17 protein-coding genes and 1 tRNA gene are annotated in these 13,165 nt (G+C 69.2%); 11 read left to right on the forward strand and 7 right to left on the reverse strand.

All coding sequences use genetic code 11. The features are described 5' to 3' along the window. Nucleotides 1-37: 37 nt before the first annotated feature. Nucleotides 38-676, forward strand: coding sequence for a flavin reductase family protein (locus ABZ348_RS06190; protein WP_358929889.1), 639 nt, complete (start codon nt 38-40; stop codon nt 674-676). A 94-nt stretch (nt 677-770) separates the two neighbouring features. Here ABZ348_RS06190 and ABZ348_RS06195 read toward each other — a convergent pair whose 3' ends face one another. Further along, entirely contained in the window at nt 771-1,355 is a 585-nt protein-coding gene (locus tag ABZ348_RS06195) for a TMEM165/GDT1 family protein (RefSeq protein ID WP_358929891.1), read from the reverse strand. Between the two features lie 245 nt (nt 1,356-1,600). Beyond that, complete coding sequence (locus ABZ348_RS06200) at nt 1,601-2,344, reverse strand: ABC transporter permease (protein WP_358929893.1); 744 nt, start codon at nt 2,342-2,344, stop codon at nt 1,601-1,603. A gap of 164 nt (nt 2,345-2,508) precedes the next feature. Here ABZ348_RS06200 and ABZ348_RS06205 point away from each other — a divergent pair, with 164 nt between their 5' ends. From ABZ348_RS06205 to ABZ348_RS06220, 4 genes are all read left to right on the forward strand, one after another. Further along, nucleotides 2,509-3,171, forward strand: a complete 663-nt coding sequence (locus ABZ348_RS06205; RefSeq protein WP_358929895.1) for an HNH endonuclease family protein — start codon at nt 2,509-2,511, stop codon at nt 3,169-3,171. 113 nt (nt 3,172-3,284) lie between these two features. Further along, nucleotides 3,285-5,042 (forward strand): alkaline phosphatase D family protein, encoded by a 1,758-nt coding sequence (locus ABZ348_RS06210; protein ID WP_358929897.1) that lies wholly within the window; start codon nt 3,285-3,287, stop codon nt 5,040-5,042. Nucleotides 5,043-5,166: 124 nt separating this feature from the next. Continuing rightward, the gene (locus tag ABZ348_RS06215) at nt 5,167-5,631 is read left to right on the forward strand and encodes a DoxX family protein (protein WP_358930429.1); all 465 of its coding nucleotides are present in this window, start codon (nt 5,167-5,169) and stop codon (nt 5,629-5,631) included. A gap of 317 nt (nt 5,632-5,948) precedes the next feature. After that, complete coding sequence (locus tag ABZ348_RS06220; protein ID WP_358929898.1) at nt 5,949-6,602, forward strand: VTT domain-containing protein; 654 nt, start codon at nt 5,949-5,951, stop codon at nt 6,600-6,602. Here ABZ348_RS06220 and ABZ348_RS06225 read toward each other — a convergent pair. Both ABZ348_RS06225 and ABZ348_RS06230 read right to left on the reverse strand, forming a co-directional pair. After that, nucleotides 6,559-6,810 (reverse strand): DUF2277 domain-containing protein, encoded by a 252-nt coding sequence (locus ABZ348_RS06225; RefSeq protein ID WP_358929900.1) that lies wholly within the window; start codon nt 6,808-6,810, stop codon nt 6,559-6,561. The two genes, ABZ348_RS06220 and ABZ348_RS06225, sit on opposite strands and share 44 nt — an antisense overlap. Before the next feature lie 4 nt (nt 6,811-6,814). Continuing rightward, on the reverse strand, nt 6,815-7,351 hold the full coding sequence (locus ABZ348_RS06230; RefSeq protein WP_358929902.1) for a protein phosphatase: 537 nt from the start codon (nt 7,349-7,351) through the stop codon (nt 6,815-6,817). 402 nt (nt 7,352-7,753) lie between these two features. Here ABZ348_RS06230 and ABZ348_RS06235 point away from each other — a divergent pair, with 402 nt between their 5' ends. Then, the gene (locus ABZ348_RS06235; RefSeq protein ID WP_358929904.1) at nt 7,754-7,918 is read left to right on the forward strand and encodes a hypothetical protein; all 165 of its coding nucleotides are present in this window, start codon (nt 7,754-7,756) and stop codon (nt 7,916-7,918) included. Between the two features lie 10 nt (nt 7,919-7,928). Here the strand turns inward: ABZ348_RS06235 and ABZ348_RS06240 are convergent, their stop codons facing one another. After that, nucleotides 7,929-8,111 (reverse strand): hypothetical protein, encoded by a 183-nt coding sequence (locus tag ABZ348_RS06240; RefSeq protein WP_358929906.1) that lies wholly within the window; start codon nt 8,109-8,111, stop codon nt 7,929-7,931. 220 nt (nt 8,112-8,331) lie between these two features. Continuing rightward, nucleotides 8,332-9,105, reverse strand: a complete 774-nt coding sequence (locus ABZ348_RS06245) for a relaxase domain-containing protein (RefSeq protein ID WP_358929908.1) — start codon at nt 9,103-9,105, stop codon at nt 8,332-8,334. A 162-nt stretch (nt 9,106-9,267) separates the two neighbouring features. Here ABZ348_RS06245 and ABZ348_RS06250 point away from each other — a divergent pair, with 162 nt between their 5' ends. Further along, the gene (locus tag ABZ348_RS06250) at nt 9,268-9,360 is read left to right on the forward strand and encodes an integrase (protein WP_358929910.1); all 93 of its coding nucleotides are present in this window, start codon (nt 9,268-9,270) and stop codon (nt 9,358-9,360) included. Nucleotides 9,361-9,425: 65 nt separating this feature from the next. On the opposite strand, the gene ABZ348_RS06255 is transcribed toward ABZ348_RS06250, so the two are convergent. Then, nucleotides 9,426-9,500 (reverse strand) — tRNA-Val (locus ABZ348_RS06255). 343 nt (nt 9,501-9,843) lie between these two features. Between ABZ348_RS06255 and ABZ348_RS06260 the strand changes: the two genes are divergently transcribed. The 4 genes from ABZ348_RS06260 (at nt 9,844) to ABZ348_RS06275 (ending at nt 12,945) form a co-directional block, all read left to right on the forward strand. Continuing rightward, nucleotides 9,844-10,563 (forward strand): DUF4097 family beta strand repeat-containing protein, encoded by a 720-nt coding sequence (locus ABZ348_RS06260; protein WP_358929912.1) that lies wholly within the window; start codon nt 9,844-9,846, stop codon nt 10,561-10,563. Nucleotides 10,564-10,662: 99 nt separating this feature from the next. Then, entirely contained in the window at nt 10,663-12,039 is a 1,377-nt protein-coding gene (locus ABZ348_RS06265; RefSeq protein ID WP_358929914.1) for a hypothetical protein, read from the forward strand. Nucleotides 12,040-12,113: 74 nt separating this feature from the next. After that, nucleotides 12,114-12,722 carry a DUF4383 domain-containing protein gene (locus ABZ348_RS06270; protein WP_358929916.1) on the forward strand — a complete coding sequence of 203 codons (609 nt, stop codon included), beginning with the start codon at nt 12,114-12,116 and terminating at the stop codon, nt 12,720-12,722. A 4-nt stretch (nt 12,723-12,726) separates the two neighbouring features. Further along, the gene (locus ABZ348_RS06275; protein ID WP_358929918.1) at nt 12,727-12,945 is read left to right on the forward strand and encodes a zinc ribbon domain-containing protein; all 219 of its coding nucleotides are present in this window, start codon (nt 12,727-12,729) and stop codon (nt 12,943-12,945) included. Nucleotides 12,946-13,165: the final 220 nt, after the last annotated feature.

Genomic DNA, 13,165 nt, shown 5'->3' on the forward strand with positions numbered 1-13,165 from the left:
GGTCCGTCCGTCTCGTTCCCTGCGAAAGGCACAGCACATGCATGTCGTCCCCGGGCTCAAGGTCCTCTACTTCGGAACTCCGGTGGTGCTGATCAGCTCGCTCAACGAGGACGGCACGGCGAACCTGGCGCCGATGTCCTCGGCGTGGTGGCTGGGCCAATCCTGCATGATCGGTCTCGGGAACAACGCCCAGACCACCGCCAACCTCCTCAGGGAGGGCGAGTGCGTGCTCAATCTGCCCTCGTCGGCGATGGTCGATGCCGTCGACCGCATCGCGCTCACCACCGGGAAGCCGGCCGTAGCGGACTACAAGGTGCAGCAGGGCTACCGCTATGAGCCAGACAAGTTCTCGACCGCTCAGCTGACCGAGCAGGCATCGGACCTGGTCCGGGCTCCCAGGGTCATGGAGTGTCCGGTCCAGTTGGAGTGCCGTGTCGTCTCGTCGCACCCCTTCGGCGGTACCGCGTCGCGCGTCACCGCGTTCGAACTCGAAGTCCTTCGTGCGCATGTCGAGGAGGACCTGGTGATCCCGGGGACGCACTATGTGGACCCGCTCGGCTGGGACCCGTTGATCATGAAGTTCTGTGAGTTCTTCGGCGGTGGGGACAACGTTCATCCGTCGAGGCTCGCCGAGGGCTGGAAGATGCCGCACCGACTCCCGACGCCGACCGGCTGAGCCCGCGCCCGGGTGCCATCACCGCGTGATGGCACCCGGGCACCCCACGAAGCTCCGCACGAAGGGAGCGCCGGAGGAAACGCTGAAGGAAGCGTCACCCCATGAGTGCCTCGTAGAGACTGAATCCGGCCAGCGCCAGCATCAGACCGGCCGCCACCTTGGTGATCAACCGCAGCGGCACGTACTTCATCAGCGTCCGCCCGCCCAGGATGCCGATGCCCGCCACCGCCCAGAGCGCCAGCACCGCACCCAGGCCCACCGAGACGGGGTCGTCGTAGCGGGCCGCCAGGTTGGCCGTCATGATCTGGGTGAGGTCGCCGAACTCGGCGACCAGGATCAGCATGAAACCGGCCCCGGACACCTTCCAGAACGACTGGTCGGTGGGAGCCTTGATGGTCTCCTCCTCGTCGTCGCTCTTCTTCAGGAGCAGGATCAGTGCCCCTGCCAGGAACAGGAGGCCGACGACGGCCTGGACCAGTCGTTGCGGAAGCAGGGTGAGCACACTGCCGGCGGCGATGGCCAGCGCCACATGGACGGCGAAGGCTGCGGCGACGCCGACGAAGACATAGGAGGCCCGGTAGCGGGTGCCGAGCATCAGTCCGGCGAGGGCGGTCTTGTCGGGGAGTTCGGCCAGGAAAACGACGCCGAAGGTGATCGCCATGATGGTGAAGCTGATCACGGATGGTTCCTCTATCGGTCGGGCTGCCCGCGCCGAGAGACCAATCTCCGTTCAAGGGGTCGCTTCGGCACGGCAGCGTCAATAGGACACTGCGGCCGAAGGTCTCGCTGGCGGAAACCGGACCGATGGACCGGGAACCGCCTCCGGGCGCCGGCCAGGCACAGGGCCCGGCAGTATGTCGACGTTCCGGCGAAGAGCTACTCCCCTTCTGCTCCCCCCAGGGTACGTCACGCCCCCGCGCGGGCTCATGCCCGTACGTCTCGGTGGACCGCGCCCCGGGCGACCAGTTCCAGCACCACTGCGACGGCGATCGACTGCACCGCCATCAGTCCCACCAGGACGAACAGCTGTACGGCCCCGGCGAGCAGCGGTGATGCGCCACCCAGGAGCATCCCGACGAAGGCGCCGGGGAGTGTGACGAGTCCCACGGTCCGGGTCTGGTCGAGTCCCGGCAGCAGCGCTTCCGCGGCCGGGGTGCGGGCGACTTCCAGCCGGGCGTCACGGTCGAGGAGCCCGAGCGCCATGCCCGCCTCGACCTCGCCGTGTCGCAGGCCGATCTCGTCCAGCGCCCGTCGCCCTGCCAGAACGGTCGCCGTCAGTGCGCCCCCGATCAGGATGCCGGCGACGGGGATGAGCGCGATCCCCTTCAGCGGTACGAGCCCGGTGAGCAGCAGCGCGCCCACCACGGGGAAGACACCCGCCGCGATCGGCAGCCCGGCCCACCACCAGGTGCCGTTGGCGGTGATGCGCCGGCCCGCGGTGCGTGCGGCGACGGCGTACATCAGCGCGACGAAGGACAGCAGCAGGGGCAGCGAGCGCACGACGGCGCCGATGACCAGGGAGACCGCGGCGAGTTGGGCCGCCGCCCGCACTCCGGCGATGACGATGTCGCGGGAGCGTCCGAGATGGGCGAGTGCGGCGACGGTCGCCGCCACGGCGAGCAGGACGGCCAGAACAGCCCCGAACGTGATGTTGACCGGCAGCAGCACGCGGCAACCTTACGCCGGCTCACGACTGATGGCGGGGCATCAGCCCTTGATTTGACGTGGGCATGTCGTCACGCTGAAGTGCGGACGTCCGCCCCCGCACCACCCGGACGCCCCACCTGGGCCGCACCCTCCGGCCGAGGTCCCCCCATGCAGCAGGAGTTCACATGTCCCTTCGCTACGCGCGTCGCTCACGCCGCCCCTCCCGCACCGCGCTGCTCGGCTCGGCCGGAGTGCTCGCCCTCGCGAGCCTGCTGACGACCGCACCCCCCGCCCAGGCCGCCCCGCCCACACCCGTGAACGCCACCACCGCCCGCACCTACCTCGGCCAACTCACCGTGCGCGCCGAAGGCAGCTCCAGCGGCTACAGCCGGGACCGGTTCCCGCACTGGATCACCCAGTCGGGCAGTTGCAACACCCGGGAGGTCGTCCTCAAGCGCGACGGCCGCAACGTGGTGCAGGACGCCGGCTGCGCCGCGGTCAGCGGCACCTGGTACTCGGAGTTCGACGGGGCCACCTGGACGGCGGCCTCCGACGTGGACATCGACCACATCGTGCCGCTCGCCGAGGCCTGGCGGTCCGGCGCCAGCAGTTGGACCACCGCCCGCCGACAGTCGTTCGCCAACGACCTCGGCGGCCCGCAGTTGATCGCGGTCACCGACAACGTCAACCAGGCGAAGGGGGATAAGGACCCGGCCGAATGGCTGCCGCCGCGCACCGCGTACCGCTGTGTCTACGCCCGGATGTGGGTCCAGGTGAAGCACACGTACGGCATGACCGTGGACACGGCGGAGAAGAGCGCACTCCAATCGGTCCTGGGCAGCTGCTGACCCCGATCCCGGACCGTACGTCACCCGGTGGACACCGGGCGCGCCCAGGGCCGAACCCCTGTCCGAATCCCTCCGTCGTTCCGTACCGTACGGGGCGACGGAGGGAGAGAGCCATGGCCGATCCGGCGGGGCTTCGACTGGGACCACTGCTGCGGTACGTCGACTGGGAGACCAAGGACCACGCGACGGTCTGGGTCGAGACGGACCGGGCGTGCACGGCCGAGGTCATCGGCGCGGACGGCTCCCACGGCTCCGGCCCCACCTTCGCGATCGCCGGCCACCACTACGCACTGGTGACGGTCCACGGGCTCACGCCGGGCACGACGACCCCGTACGAAGTCCTGCTCGACGGTGCGCGCGTCTGGCCGCTGACCGACTCGCCCTTCCCCCCGTCGACCATCACCACGCCCCCGGAGTCCTCGACCGGCGTCACCGTCTCGTTCGGCTCCTGCCGTTGGGCCGCGGCGCCCGCGGGCGAGCACGACCCCGTCGGCCCGGACGCGCTCGACACGCTGGCCGCACGGCTCGCCGCCGATCCCAGCGCACCGCGCCCGGACGTCCTGCTCCTCCTCGGCGACCAGGTGTACGCGGACGAGACGTCCCAGGCGACCCGCGCATGGCTAGCCGAGCGCCGCGACCTCGACGAACCGCCGGGCGCCGAGGTGACGAACTACGAGGAGTACACCCGCCTCTACGACGAGTCCTGGCTCGACCCCGAGGTCCGTTGGCTGCTCTCCACCGTCCCGAGCTGCATGATCTTCGACGATCACGATCTGATCGACGATTGGAACACCAGCGCTGCCTGGCTCGCCGAGATGCGGACCCTCCCGTGGTGGCAGGAGCGGGTCGTCAGCGGGCTGATGTCGTACTGGGTCTACCAGCACCTCGGCAACCTCCCCCCGGCCGAGCTGACCGCGGACGAGCTCTTCGTCGCCGTCACATCGGCGGCCGACGGCACCGCCGCCCTCCGCGAGTTCGCGGTACGGGCGGACGACGACCCGCTCTCCGCCCGTTGGAGCTACCGCCGGGACTTCGGCCGGACCCGGCTGCTCATGGTGGACACCCGGGCGGCGCGCGTCCTCGAAGAACAGCAGCGGGCCATGCTCGACCCCAACGAGGCCCGCTGGCTCAGGGACCAGGCGCTGGACGGGATGCCCGGGGCGGCGGGCGCGGCCACGGTCGCGGAGGGGGAGACGGCACCGGGGCCGTACGACCACCTCCTCATCGGCACTTCGCTGCCCTGGCTGCTGCCGCCCCTCATCCACGACACGGAGAGTTGGAACGCCGCGCTGTGCCGGGGCGAACGAGGAGCGCGCTGGGCACGGTTCGGGGAGCGCCTACGGCGAGGGGCCGACCTCGAACACTGGGCGGCCTTCCCCCGCTCCTTCGACGAACTGACCGCCTTGGTGGCCGAAGTCGGTACGGGTGACCATGCGCCTGCGACGATCTGCGTGCTCTCCGGGGACGTGCACCACGCGTACGTGGCGGAGCCGGACTGGCGCGGTGCGGGCGATCCGGACGCACGGGTGTACCAACTGACCTGTTCCCCGGTGCACAACTCCATCCCCCGCATGATCCAGCTGGGTTTCCACTTCGGTTGGAGCCGCTTGGGGCGGCGGCTGGGACACGTACTGGCCCGTCACGGTCGGACCGGGAGACCACCGGTGCACTGGTCCCGGTCGGGTGGGCCATGGTTCGGGAACCAGTTGATGACGCTGATGCTGTACGGGCGCTCCGCACGCCTGCGATTGGAACAGGCCCGGGCGGGGCAGTCGACCGCACGGGACGCGGATGCACGCAGTGACGCTCGTCTACTGACCGTGGATGAGAGGGAGTTGACCACGGTGGTCACTCGGCCCCCACGCGTATGAGAGTTGTATGAGAAACCTCCGAAAATCGAATGTTGAACTTGCAAGTATAATTTAGGACTGCCTTACTTGGGGCGATAGGTTCCTGTCCCCCCACACACGGAGTCCCCCCATGACTCAGAACTCCCTGAGCGCCAAGCTCGATCGGTCCCAGCCGTACGCCCTGGGCCTCTTCCGCATCGTCATAGGACTGCTGTTCGCCTGCCACGGAGCCGCCTCCCTCTTCGGCGTGCTCGGCGGGGCCCACGGCGGCGGCACCATCGAAGCCGGCACCTGGCCCGGCTGGTACGCGGCGGTGATCCAACTCGTCGGCGGCGGACTGGTGCTCATCGGCGCACTGACCCGCAGCGCCGCCTTCATCTGCTCGGGCTCGATGGCCTACGCGTACTTCAAGGTCCACCAGCCCGAGGGGCTGTTCCCGCTCGAGAACTCCGGTGAGGCTTCGGCCTTCTTCTGCTGGGCCTTCCTGCTGCTCGTCTTCACCGGCCCCGGCGCCTTCGCCGTGGACAAGCTGCTCGGCTCGCGCACCGAAGGACGCGCGACCTCACGGGAGCAGGACGGCGAGCACCAGCGGAAAGCGGCCACGGCCTAGAAAGGGAACCACGCCGGCAACTCTCAACGGACTGTCGGCCAGGGCGGTGACCCCCACCTGAATCCGCCCTACACAACCCCTTCGCACCAAAGAAATCAGCAGCGCCTACGGCCTCCTCAAGCGAGGCTTTAGGCGCTGCTGACATCATGCCCACGGGTCTGAATCCGGACAGAAAGTGATGATCACAACAACGTTGGGCCCCGAGTGATCAAAAGGGGGACTTCCCGCGTACGCTGTACAGCTGTTACTGCCGCACGCCTCCGACCACAGTACGTAGCGGCAGGCTCACAAATAAACGGGGAACGGGGAGAGACAAGGTGCTGGAAAGTCTGGGGTTCCTGACCGGCAGCCCTTGGATCTACGCGATCATCGGTGCGTCCGTACTGCTCGATGTATTCCTCCCGGTACTCCCCAGCGGAGTGCTGGTGATCGCAGCGGCCACCGCAGCCGCAGCGGCCGGCTCCACCACTGCGACCAAGGTCGCCGGTGCGGCCGAGAAGGTGCCGCACGAGGTGCCCTCCCTGCTGATCCTGATCCTCTGTGCTGCAACCGCGTCCGTGGTCGGCGACCTGGTCGCCTACCGACTCGCGCGCCGCGGAGGCGACCGCTTCGACCGCGCGATCGCCAAGTCGCGACGGCTCACCAGGGCTCAGGCGAAGCTGGGCACCGCCCTCCACCGCGGCGGCGGCGCCCTGGTCGTGATCGCACGCTTCGCACCCGCGGGACGCTCCGTGGTCTCCCTCGCGGCCGGCACGGCACAGCGCAAGGCGAAGGAGTTCCTGCCCTGGTCAGCGCTGGCGGGCGTGGCCTGGGCCGGCTACAGCGTGGGCCTCGGCTACTTCGGCGGCCAGTGGCTGGGCGCCAGTTGGGTCGGCGCGGCCATCTCCGTACTCGCACTCTTCGGAGCCGGCGCACTCGCGGCGTTCGTCATGCGGCGTCCGACGCAGCGGTCCGCTCCCGAGACGGCTTAGCGCCTCTGATCTCCAAACCGTCCAACAGTCGCTGAGTGGCATCGGCGATCTCGTCGACGGCCCGGTCGAAGACCTCGCGGTTGTGCTCGGCCGGTGCTCGGAAGCCGGACACCTTACGGACGTACTGAAGTGCGGCTGCGCGCACGTCGTCCTCGGTCGCCTCGTCGGGCAGGACCGGTGGGCGGAGGGTCTTGATGCTGCGGCACATGCTTTCAGTCTGCCTCTCCGGGATCCGATGTGCGGCGCAGAACAGAAAATTTCCGTACATATCTACGCTGCCACGGTGTTTCCACGGCGTGCCGGTCATAGCCCGCGCGTACGAAGGCCACGGCCTCCTCGGGAGGGCAGCCGTCGAGCACGGCCACACACGCGAGCGCGGTCCCGGTCCGCCCCCTGCCCCCTTCGCAGGCGACCTCCACCCGCTCGTGTGCCGCGCGCTCCCACAACTCAGCGAACAGCCGCTGCGCCAGGTCACGATCGCGGGGCAGCCGGAAGTCGGGCCAGGGCAGCCAGCGGGACTCCCACTCCACCGCCGGTGGCTGCCGACCCAACAGGTACACGGCGAAGTCGGGAGTGTCTCCCTCGGGCAACGGCCGTCGCAGACCGCGCCCCCGGATGGTCCGCCCGGAGGGCAACCGCAGCACACCGGTCGCATCCGCCGCCCACAGCCCACTCGTACCGCTCACGGGCGCCGTCCCTGCGTCGATGCCGCGCTCTCCCGTCCCGCGGCCATCGTCATCGGATTCCATGCTCGTTCGACACCGTCCTCGTCCACATCGTCAAACCCCACACCGTTCCGCGGCCCGTCTTAGGAAGCCGCCCCTCAGCGCTCCCGGCCCGGAGCCACCGAAACCATACGATCACCGGATCGCGGCCGGGGGCGTTCCTCGCTATCCTCCGGCGCAGAACCCGGCGCCGGCACTCACCCCGAAGACGGCCAGGAGCACCCCCACGGCGGCCAGAGCACCCCACCACCGCGTGATCGTCGACCGCCTCGGCCCCGCGACCAACCGCGACCAACAGACCAGGGACCAGAACGGACGACGGATCCTGCCCAATCCCTGCGCGGGGAGGTCCCGCTTGGGAAACTCCTCCCGAGGGCACTCGTCCAGCACGGGCAGTCAGCACCACCCCACCCCCGGAGGGCCACTGTGACGGCAACGACGAACCGACTCGTCCTGTGCACGCTGGCCAGCCTGATCGCGCTCGCCGCCGCCACGCTCCTGACCGCCACCCCGTTGTGGCTGTGGGTGCTCTGGGCCGCGTTGGCCCTGGTGACGGTGTGGGTGGTCGCCACGGACTCCCGCAGCAACTGACGCAGGCCCCTCACATAATGCGTTGGGCGATCCGGTCCCGCAGCTCTGCTGCCACACCACCCTCGTCGGTACCCGCCTGAGCGAGGAGGCCGAGCAGCACGACGACGGCCCGAGCCTCACCGGCGGTGAGGACGGCCTGGCGGTCGCCGGGTTCTTTGATGAGTTCTTCGAGGACTTCGGAAAGATCGGTCATGCCACGGTGAACGCCGGTATCGAGCCACGGGTCACGCCGACGTGCGGATTCCCCCCGTACGCCCCCTATCCGTGCAGGCTGTGGGGTGTAAGGGTGACCGGAAGGTGCAGCTCCGCCTGCATCACCCTCGTGGGCGGAGCCTGGTCCCGCCCCGCGCGCCAACCGGGCAGGTCCAGTGGCCGGTCCCTCCCGGCTCCCCACGGGAGGGACCGGCCTCCCGTCAGAAGTCGTCGTCGTGACCCCAGGGATGAAAGTCGTTCTCCTGCCCCATGCCGGCGCAGCCCTTGTCCGGGTGTCGCTTCTGCCACAGCTTCTCGGGTACGCCTCGGACTTGGAAGTAGCGTCGGCCGGGACCGGTTTGGGTCTCGATCGGGAATCCCATCGCGTGCAGCGCATTGGCCAGGTCGAGCCGCCCGTAGGAACCGCCCTCACGGGTCAGGGAGTCTTCGTACAGCGCGGTCCGCTCCACGCCGCTGATCCTCCCGTGCTCGTCCAAGAGGCCGACCACGTACGCATGGACGTGCAGCATCGGCGGAGGGGGCTCCGACCAGGGGTGACCGATCGCGTGCAACGCCATGATCGCCGCGAACCCCCTGGCCGGGGTGTGGCCGAGCAACGGCCTTCGCCGGATCAGGTAGTCCACGGTGTTGTAGGCGGCGCCGAGGACGGCCCGCTCCAGATCGGCCCGTAGCTCCTGCCCCGCGGTGGCCCAGAGCCAGGACACCGTGGTCGGGGTGCGGAACAGCAGATCCGCCGGCGCCCCACCGGTGCGAACCACCCCGCCGTGCACCGCGTGCCGCCCCGACACTACTGCTGCGATCGGTTCGGTTCGCTCCTCATTGCCCGGGGCGAGCCCGAGTTGGGCAAGGACACCCGGGTCACCGACCCAGGTCGCACGATCACGCTGGCGGGATGCGACTTCGCCGCGGTCGAACTCCTCCGGCCGCACACACGGCTCCAACAGCCGACGGACTTCACGGTCGGCATCCTCCAATATGCGAACCCTCAGCAACGAGCATCCCCTCTCCCCACGACCGATGGGGAGGAGGGTAGACCAACGGGGCACCGCGGAAGCCCTGTTGCTGGTTCTCCTCCGGAAGCCGCCGTACCCGGAAGCCCCCGTGCGGGAAGGAAGGGGCCGGCGCTCCTTCGGCACATGACCGTCCACACCCGTCTCACCCAGGACACCCAGCGGGACGAGGTCAGCCACCTGGACCGGCTGCTCAGGAGGCGTCCCGTCCGAGACTGATCATGGACGTGGATGTCAGTGGATGTCGAAGGCCCCCAGCCATGATCGGCTGGGGGCCTCTTCCCTGGTGGGCGCGGACGGTTTCGAACCGCCGACATCTGCTTTGTAAGAGCAGCGCTCTACCCCTGAGCTACGCACCCGTGGATGAGGCAACAGCGTACATGGCGAAGGGGCCCGTCCCGCAAACGACGGTCGTGAGGCCGTGCGACTCATTGGGGGGGCGGACCGGGCCCGGTCGGGGCGATGGGGGGCTATCCCCACCTTCGACACGGTAGGCGGCCGGATCGTCGTCGGCCTGCGGTCTGCCTACCGTAAGAGCACATCGGGCGGACCGGACGGACCGTGGGGCCCGACACAACAGGTAGACCAGCAGGGGGAACGATCACCATGGCCGCACGCCCGACGCGTACCACCGCCATTTCCGCACGTCGGCGACCGAGGATCGGACGCGGGCTCGTGGCGCTCGCCGGAGGTGGGGGGCTGTTGTTCGCTCTGGTTGGTTGTGGGAGCGCCGATGTGGATGGGGCTCCGGTGGAGCGCAAGTCGTTCCCGCTCAGCGGGAAGACGCTCACGATCGACAGTGACAACTCCTCCATCGAGGTCGTCGCCGACGACGTCAAGGATGTCGAGGTCACCCGGCAGGTCGACGGGTGGGTCTTCATCGGCAGCGGGCCGGAGCCGACCTGGAAGATGGCGGACGGGCGGCTGAGCCTGCGGCTGGACTGCGATGCCGTGGCCAGTGACTGCCAGGCGCGGCACACGATCAAGGTGCCGCGGGGGGTCGCCGTCACCGTGGACGACGACAACGGCGGTGTCACCGCCAGTGGCTTCACCACTCGGTTGAAGATCAACTCGGACAACGGCGATGTCACCGTGCGGGACTCGTCGGGCGATCTGACGCTCAAGAGCGACAACGGAACCGTGTCTGCCAAGGGCGTCTCCGCGAAGAGGATCAAGGCGGAGTCGGATAACGGCGCGGTCAGGGTCACCCTGGCGGACGGTGTCGTACCGGAACGGCTGGAGGCCGTGTGCAACAACGGGAACATCGACGTCGCGCTGCCGCGCAACGGAGCCCCGTACGCCGTCGAGGCCAAGGCCGACAACGGTTCCACCCGGGTGGACGTGCCCACCGACGCGGGGAGCGCCCGTGTGGTGAAGGCGCGCAGCGACAACGGCTCGGTGAAGATCCGGCTGGCCGGGTGATCGGGTTCGGAGTGCGTTTGCGAACCATCTGACCCGTGTGTTCGTCATTACCTGGTGGGACAATGAACCGGGTACGGCGACGCAGCACGGGAGAGGGATGTGACGGCGACACAGACGCAGCCGCAGGGAACAGCGCGTGCGAGTGCCGTCCGGGGTGTCCTCGATCTCATCGGGTTGGTGTGGTTGCCGCTGCCGCTCGCCGTCGCCGTGCTGCCCGGTGCGTTCACCGGGGGCGGCCAGCGTCGTTGGTTCGGTGGGCGGGCCGAGAGTCAGCGGGCCGAGGCCCAGGCGGCGAAGGACGCGGCGGCAGCCGCCTTCTACGACCTGGACACGGCACAGCGCGATCTTCGGATCTCGATCGAGACGATCACGGCCGTGGACAGCTCTCCCGCGGCCCAGCGGGCGGTGTCGGAGTTCGCTGCGCTCGGGGGGCGGATCGACGAGGCGAGCCATCAGTACATCGGCGCCGTCGACGCCCATGATCTCGACCGGGACGATCTGGAGGCCGCCGTGGCCTCCCGGGCTCGTGGCGGGCTCAATCGGGCCAAGGACGAGCTGGTGAGGGTCAAGGCCGATCTTGATCGGTTCGCTGCGGGGCTCGGGCCGCTGCTCGACAAGGCCGAGACGCAGCTCGCCCAGCTCGCGCCGGCCGTGGAGCGGGCGAGAGCGGCGCTCCTGGCCGCGAGCAATGCTCTCGATGCGGTGCGCGATGCGGGCTTCCGGGCGACGGACCTGGCGGGCCGCCTCGCGAGCCTTGCGCCCGAGCTGACCAAGCTCAATCAGGGCGCGGGGCAGCACGGCGTCGCGGAGACCATCCACCGCGCGGACCGGGTGCAGCGTGATGCCGAAGCGGTGCGGGCGGAGGCCGAGCGGCTCCCCGAGCGGGCTGCGGAGATCGACAAGCGTCTGGTCTCGTTGCGGACGCGGGCCCAGGCCCTGACCACACGGGCGGAGTCGGTCGAGCCGGTGCTGAGCGAGTTGCGGCGGCGGTTTTCGGCGGAGTGTTGGCAGGACCTCCAGCCCGTTCCCGAGCAGGCGGCGCGCAATGTCCATCAGGCGGAGGAGAAGCTCAGCGAGGCCGCGAAGGCCCGCGAGGAGCAGCGCTGGCCGGATGCCACGGCGTTGCTGAGTACGGTCCGTGCGCTGTTGAACACCACCGACGAGGCCGTTTCCGCCGCGGGTGATCGGCTTCAGCGGCTCAATGCGGTCGCCGAGGATCCGCAGCAGGAGATCGACCGGACGCGTTTCGCCGTGCGGGACGCGCAGCGGCTGGCCATGGCCGGTCGCAACACTCCGGACCCGCGTCATGCGCGTCCGCTCGACGACGCCGTGGCCCGGCTCCAGCGGGCCGTCGACTCCCTCTCGGGCCGGCACCCGGACTACTGGCACTTCCTGACCGAGACGGAGGCCGTGCGGCGGGCGGCGGCTCAGGTCGTGGAGCGGATCCGTGAGGACCGCGGCTCGGGGGCGGGGTAGCGCGGTCGCGGTTGTCCGGGGGCGGGCACGGGCGGATGCTGGGGAGTACGGGTACGTACTCAAGGAGGCCGGACATGGCCGCACACGTACTGCATCGCAAGGGTTCCCGTTCGCGCCGGGTCCGGTTCGACGAGCACCTTCCGGTGGATCATCGACTGAGCCGGGTCTACCGTGCCGGCGCCGGGCTGATGGGTCTGTTGCTGTTGGTCTTCGGCATTCTGGGCCTGATCGACAAGATCGGCTTCTTCGACACCCAGGGCGACACCGTCGCCGGGTTGAACACCAACGGTGCGTTGAGCGTGCTGTCCATCTGCGTCGGAGTGCTGTTGTTCGTCGGCATGGTCATCGGCGGGAACTTCGCATCGACGCTCAACATGGTGCTCGGCGTCGCGTTCATCGGCAGCGGTTTCATCAATCTCGCGCTGTTGGACACCAGCTTCAATCCACTGGCGTTCGAGATCCAGAACGTCCTGTTCAGCTTTGTCGTGGGTGTGCTGCTGATGTTCTTCGGCATGTACGGGAGGGTCAGTTCGACGTTGCCGCACGACAATCCCTACTGGCGGGCGAGACATCCCGAGCAGCGCGGGCCCTCTGCGGACACGGCTGCGACGACGCCGGACGCAGCGGATGCGCTGGCCCGTTCGAGAACCGAAGGGGGCCGTGGCAACGACCGCGTAGCCTGAGCCCATGCCTCGATACGATTTCCGCTGCCGCAGTTGTGGTGACACCTTCGAAGTGAACCGGCCGATGGCCCAGTCCTCCGATCCGGCCAGTTGCCCCGCCGGGCACGAGGACACCGTCAAGCTCCTGTCGACCGTCGCCGTCGGAGGGTCATCGTCGGCGCCCGCACCGCAGTCGGGTGGCGGCGGTGGCGGTGGGTGTTGCGGCGGTGGCTGCTGCGGCTGACCAGAGCTTTCCACCCCCGAACGATCGCCGGTGATCATCTCTCGGTGCGGCGCTGGGTGTCGTCAGCCCCTGAGACACCGTGTGCGGTCCGCGCCAAGGCGCGGTGTGTCGTCAGCACCAAGGCCGTCCCGCCCTCACGGTGAGCCATGAGCCGTGAGGGCGGGACGTTGCGTTGACGAGGTCGAGCCGGGCCGGGACGGTCAGACCGGTTCACCCCTCG

The organism is Streptomyces sp. NPDC005963 (assembly GCF_040638655.1).
Lineage (GTDB): Bacteria > Actinomycetota > Actinomycetes > Streptomycetales > Streptomycetaceae > Streptomyces.

What these genes read in the sequence shown, in the direction of transcription:
- ABZ348_RS06205 (WP_358929895.1), top strand. Translation starts at nt 2,509, where the DNA reads ATGTCCCTTCGCTACGCGCGTCGCTCACGCCGCCCCTCCCGCACCGCG.
- ABZ348_RS06270 (WP_358929916.1), top strand. Translation starts at nt 12,114, where the DNA reads ATGGCCGCACACGTACTGCATCGCAAGGGTTCCCGTTCGCGCCGGGTC.
- ABZ348_RS06240 (WP_358929906.1), bottom strand. Translation starts at nt 8,111, where the DNA reads ATGACCGATCTTTCCGAAGTCCTCGAAGAACTCATCAAAGAACCCGGC.
- ABZ348_RS06225 (WP_358929900.1), bottom strand. Translation starts at nt 6,810, where the DNA reads ATGTGCCGCAGCATCAAGACCCTCCGCCCACCGGTCCTGCCCGACGAG.
- ABZ348_RS06190 (WP_358929889.1), top strand. Translation starts at nt 38, where the DNA reads ATGCATGTCGTCCCCGGGCTCAAGGTCCTCTACTTCGGAACTCCGGTG.
- ABZ348_RS06250 (WP_358929910.1), top strand. Translation starts at nt 9,268, where the DNA reads ATGACCGTCCACACCCGTCTCACCCAGGACACCCAGCGGGACGAGGTC.
- ABZ348_RS06210 (WP_358929897.1), top strand. Translation starts at nt 3,285, where the DNA reads ATGGCCGATCCGGCGGGGCTTCGACTGGGACCACTGCTGCGGTACGTC.
- ABZ348_RS06230 (WP_358929902.1), bottom strand. Translation starts at nt 7,351, where the DNA reads ATGGAATCCGATGACGATGGCCGCGGGACGGGAGAGCGCGGCATCGAC.
- ABZ348_RS06275 (WP_358929918.1), top strand. Translation starts at nt 12,727, where the DNA reads ATGCCTCGATACGATTTCCGCTGCCGCAGTTGTGGTGACACCTTCGAA.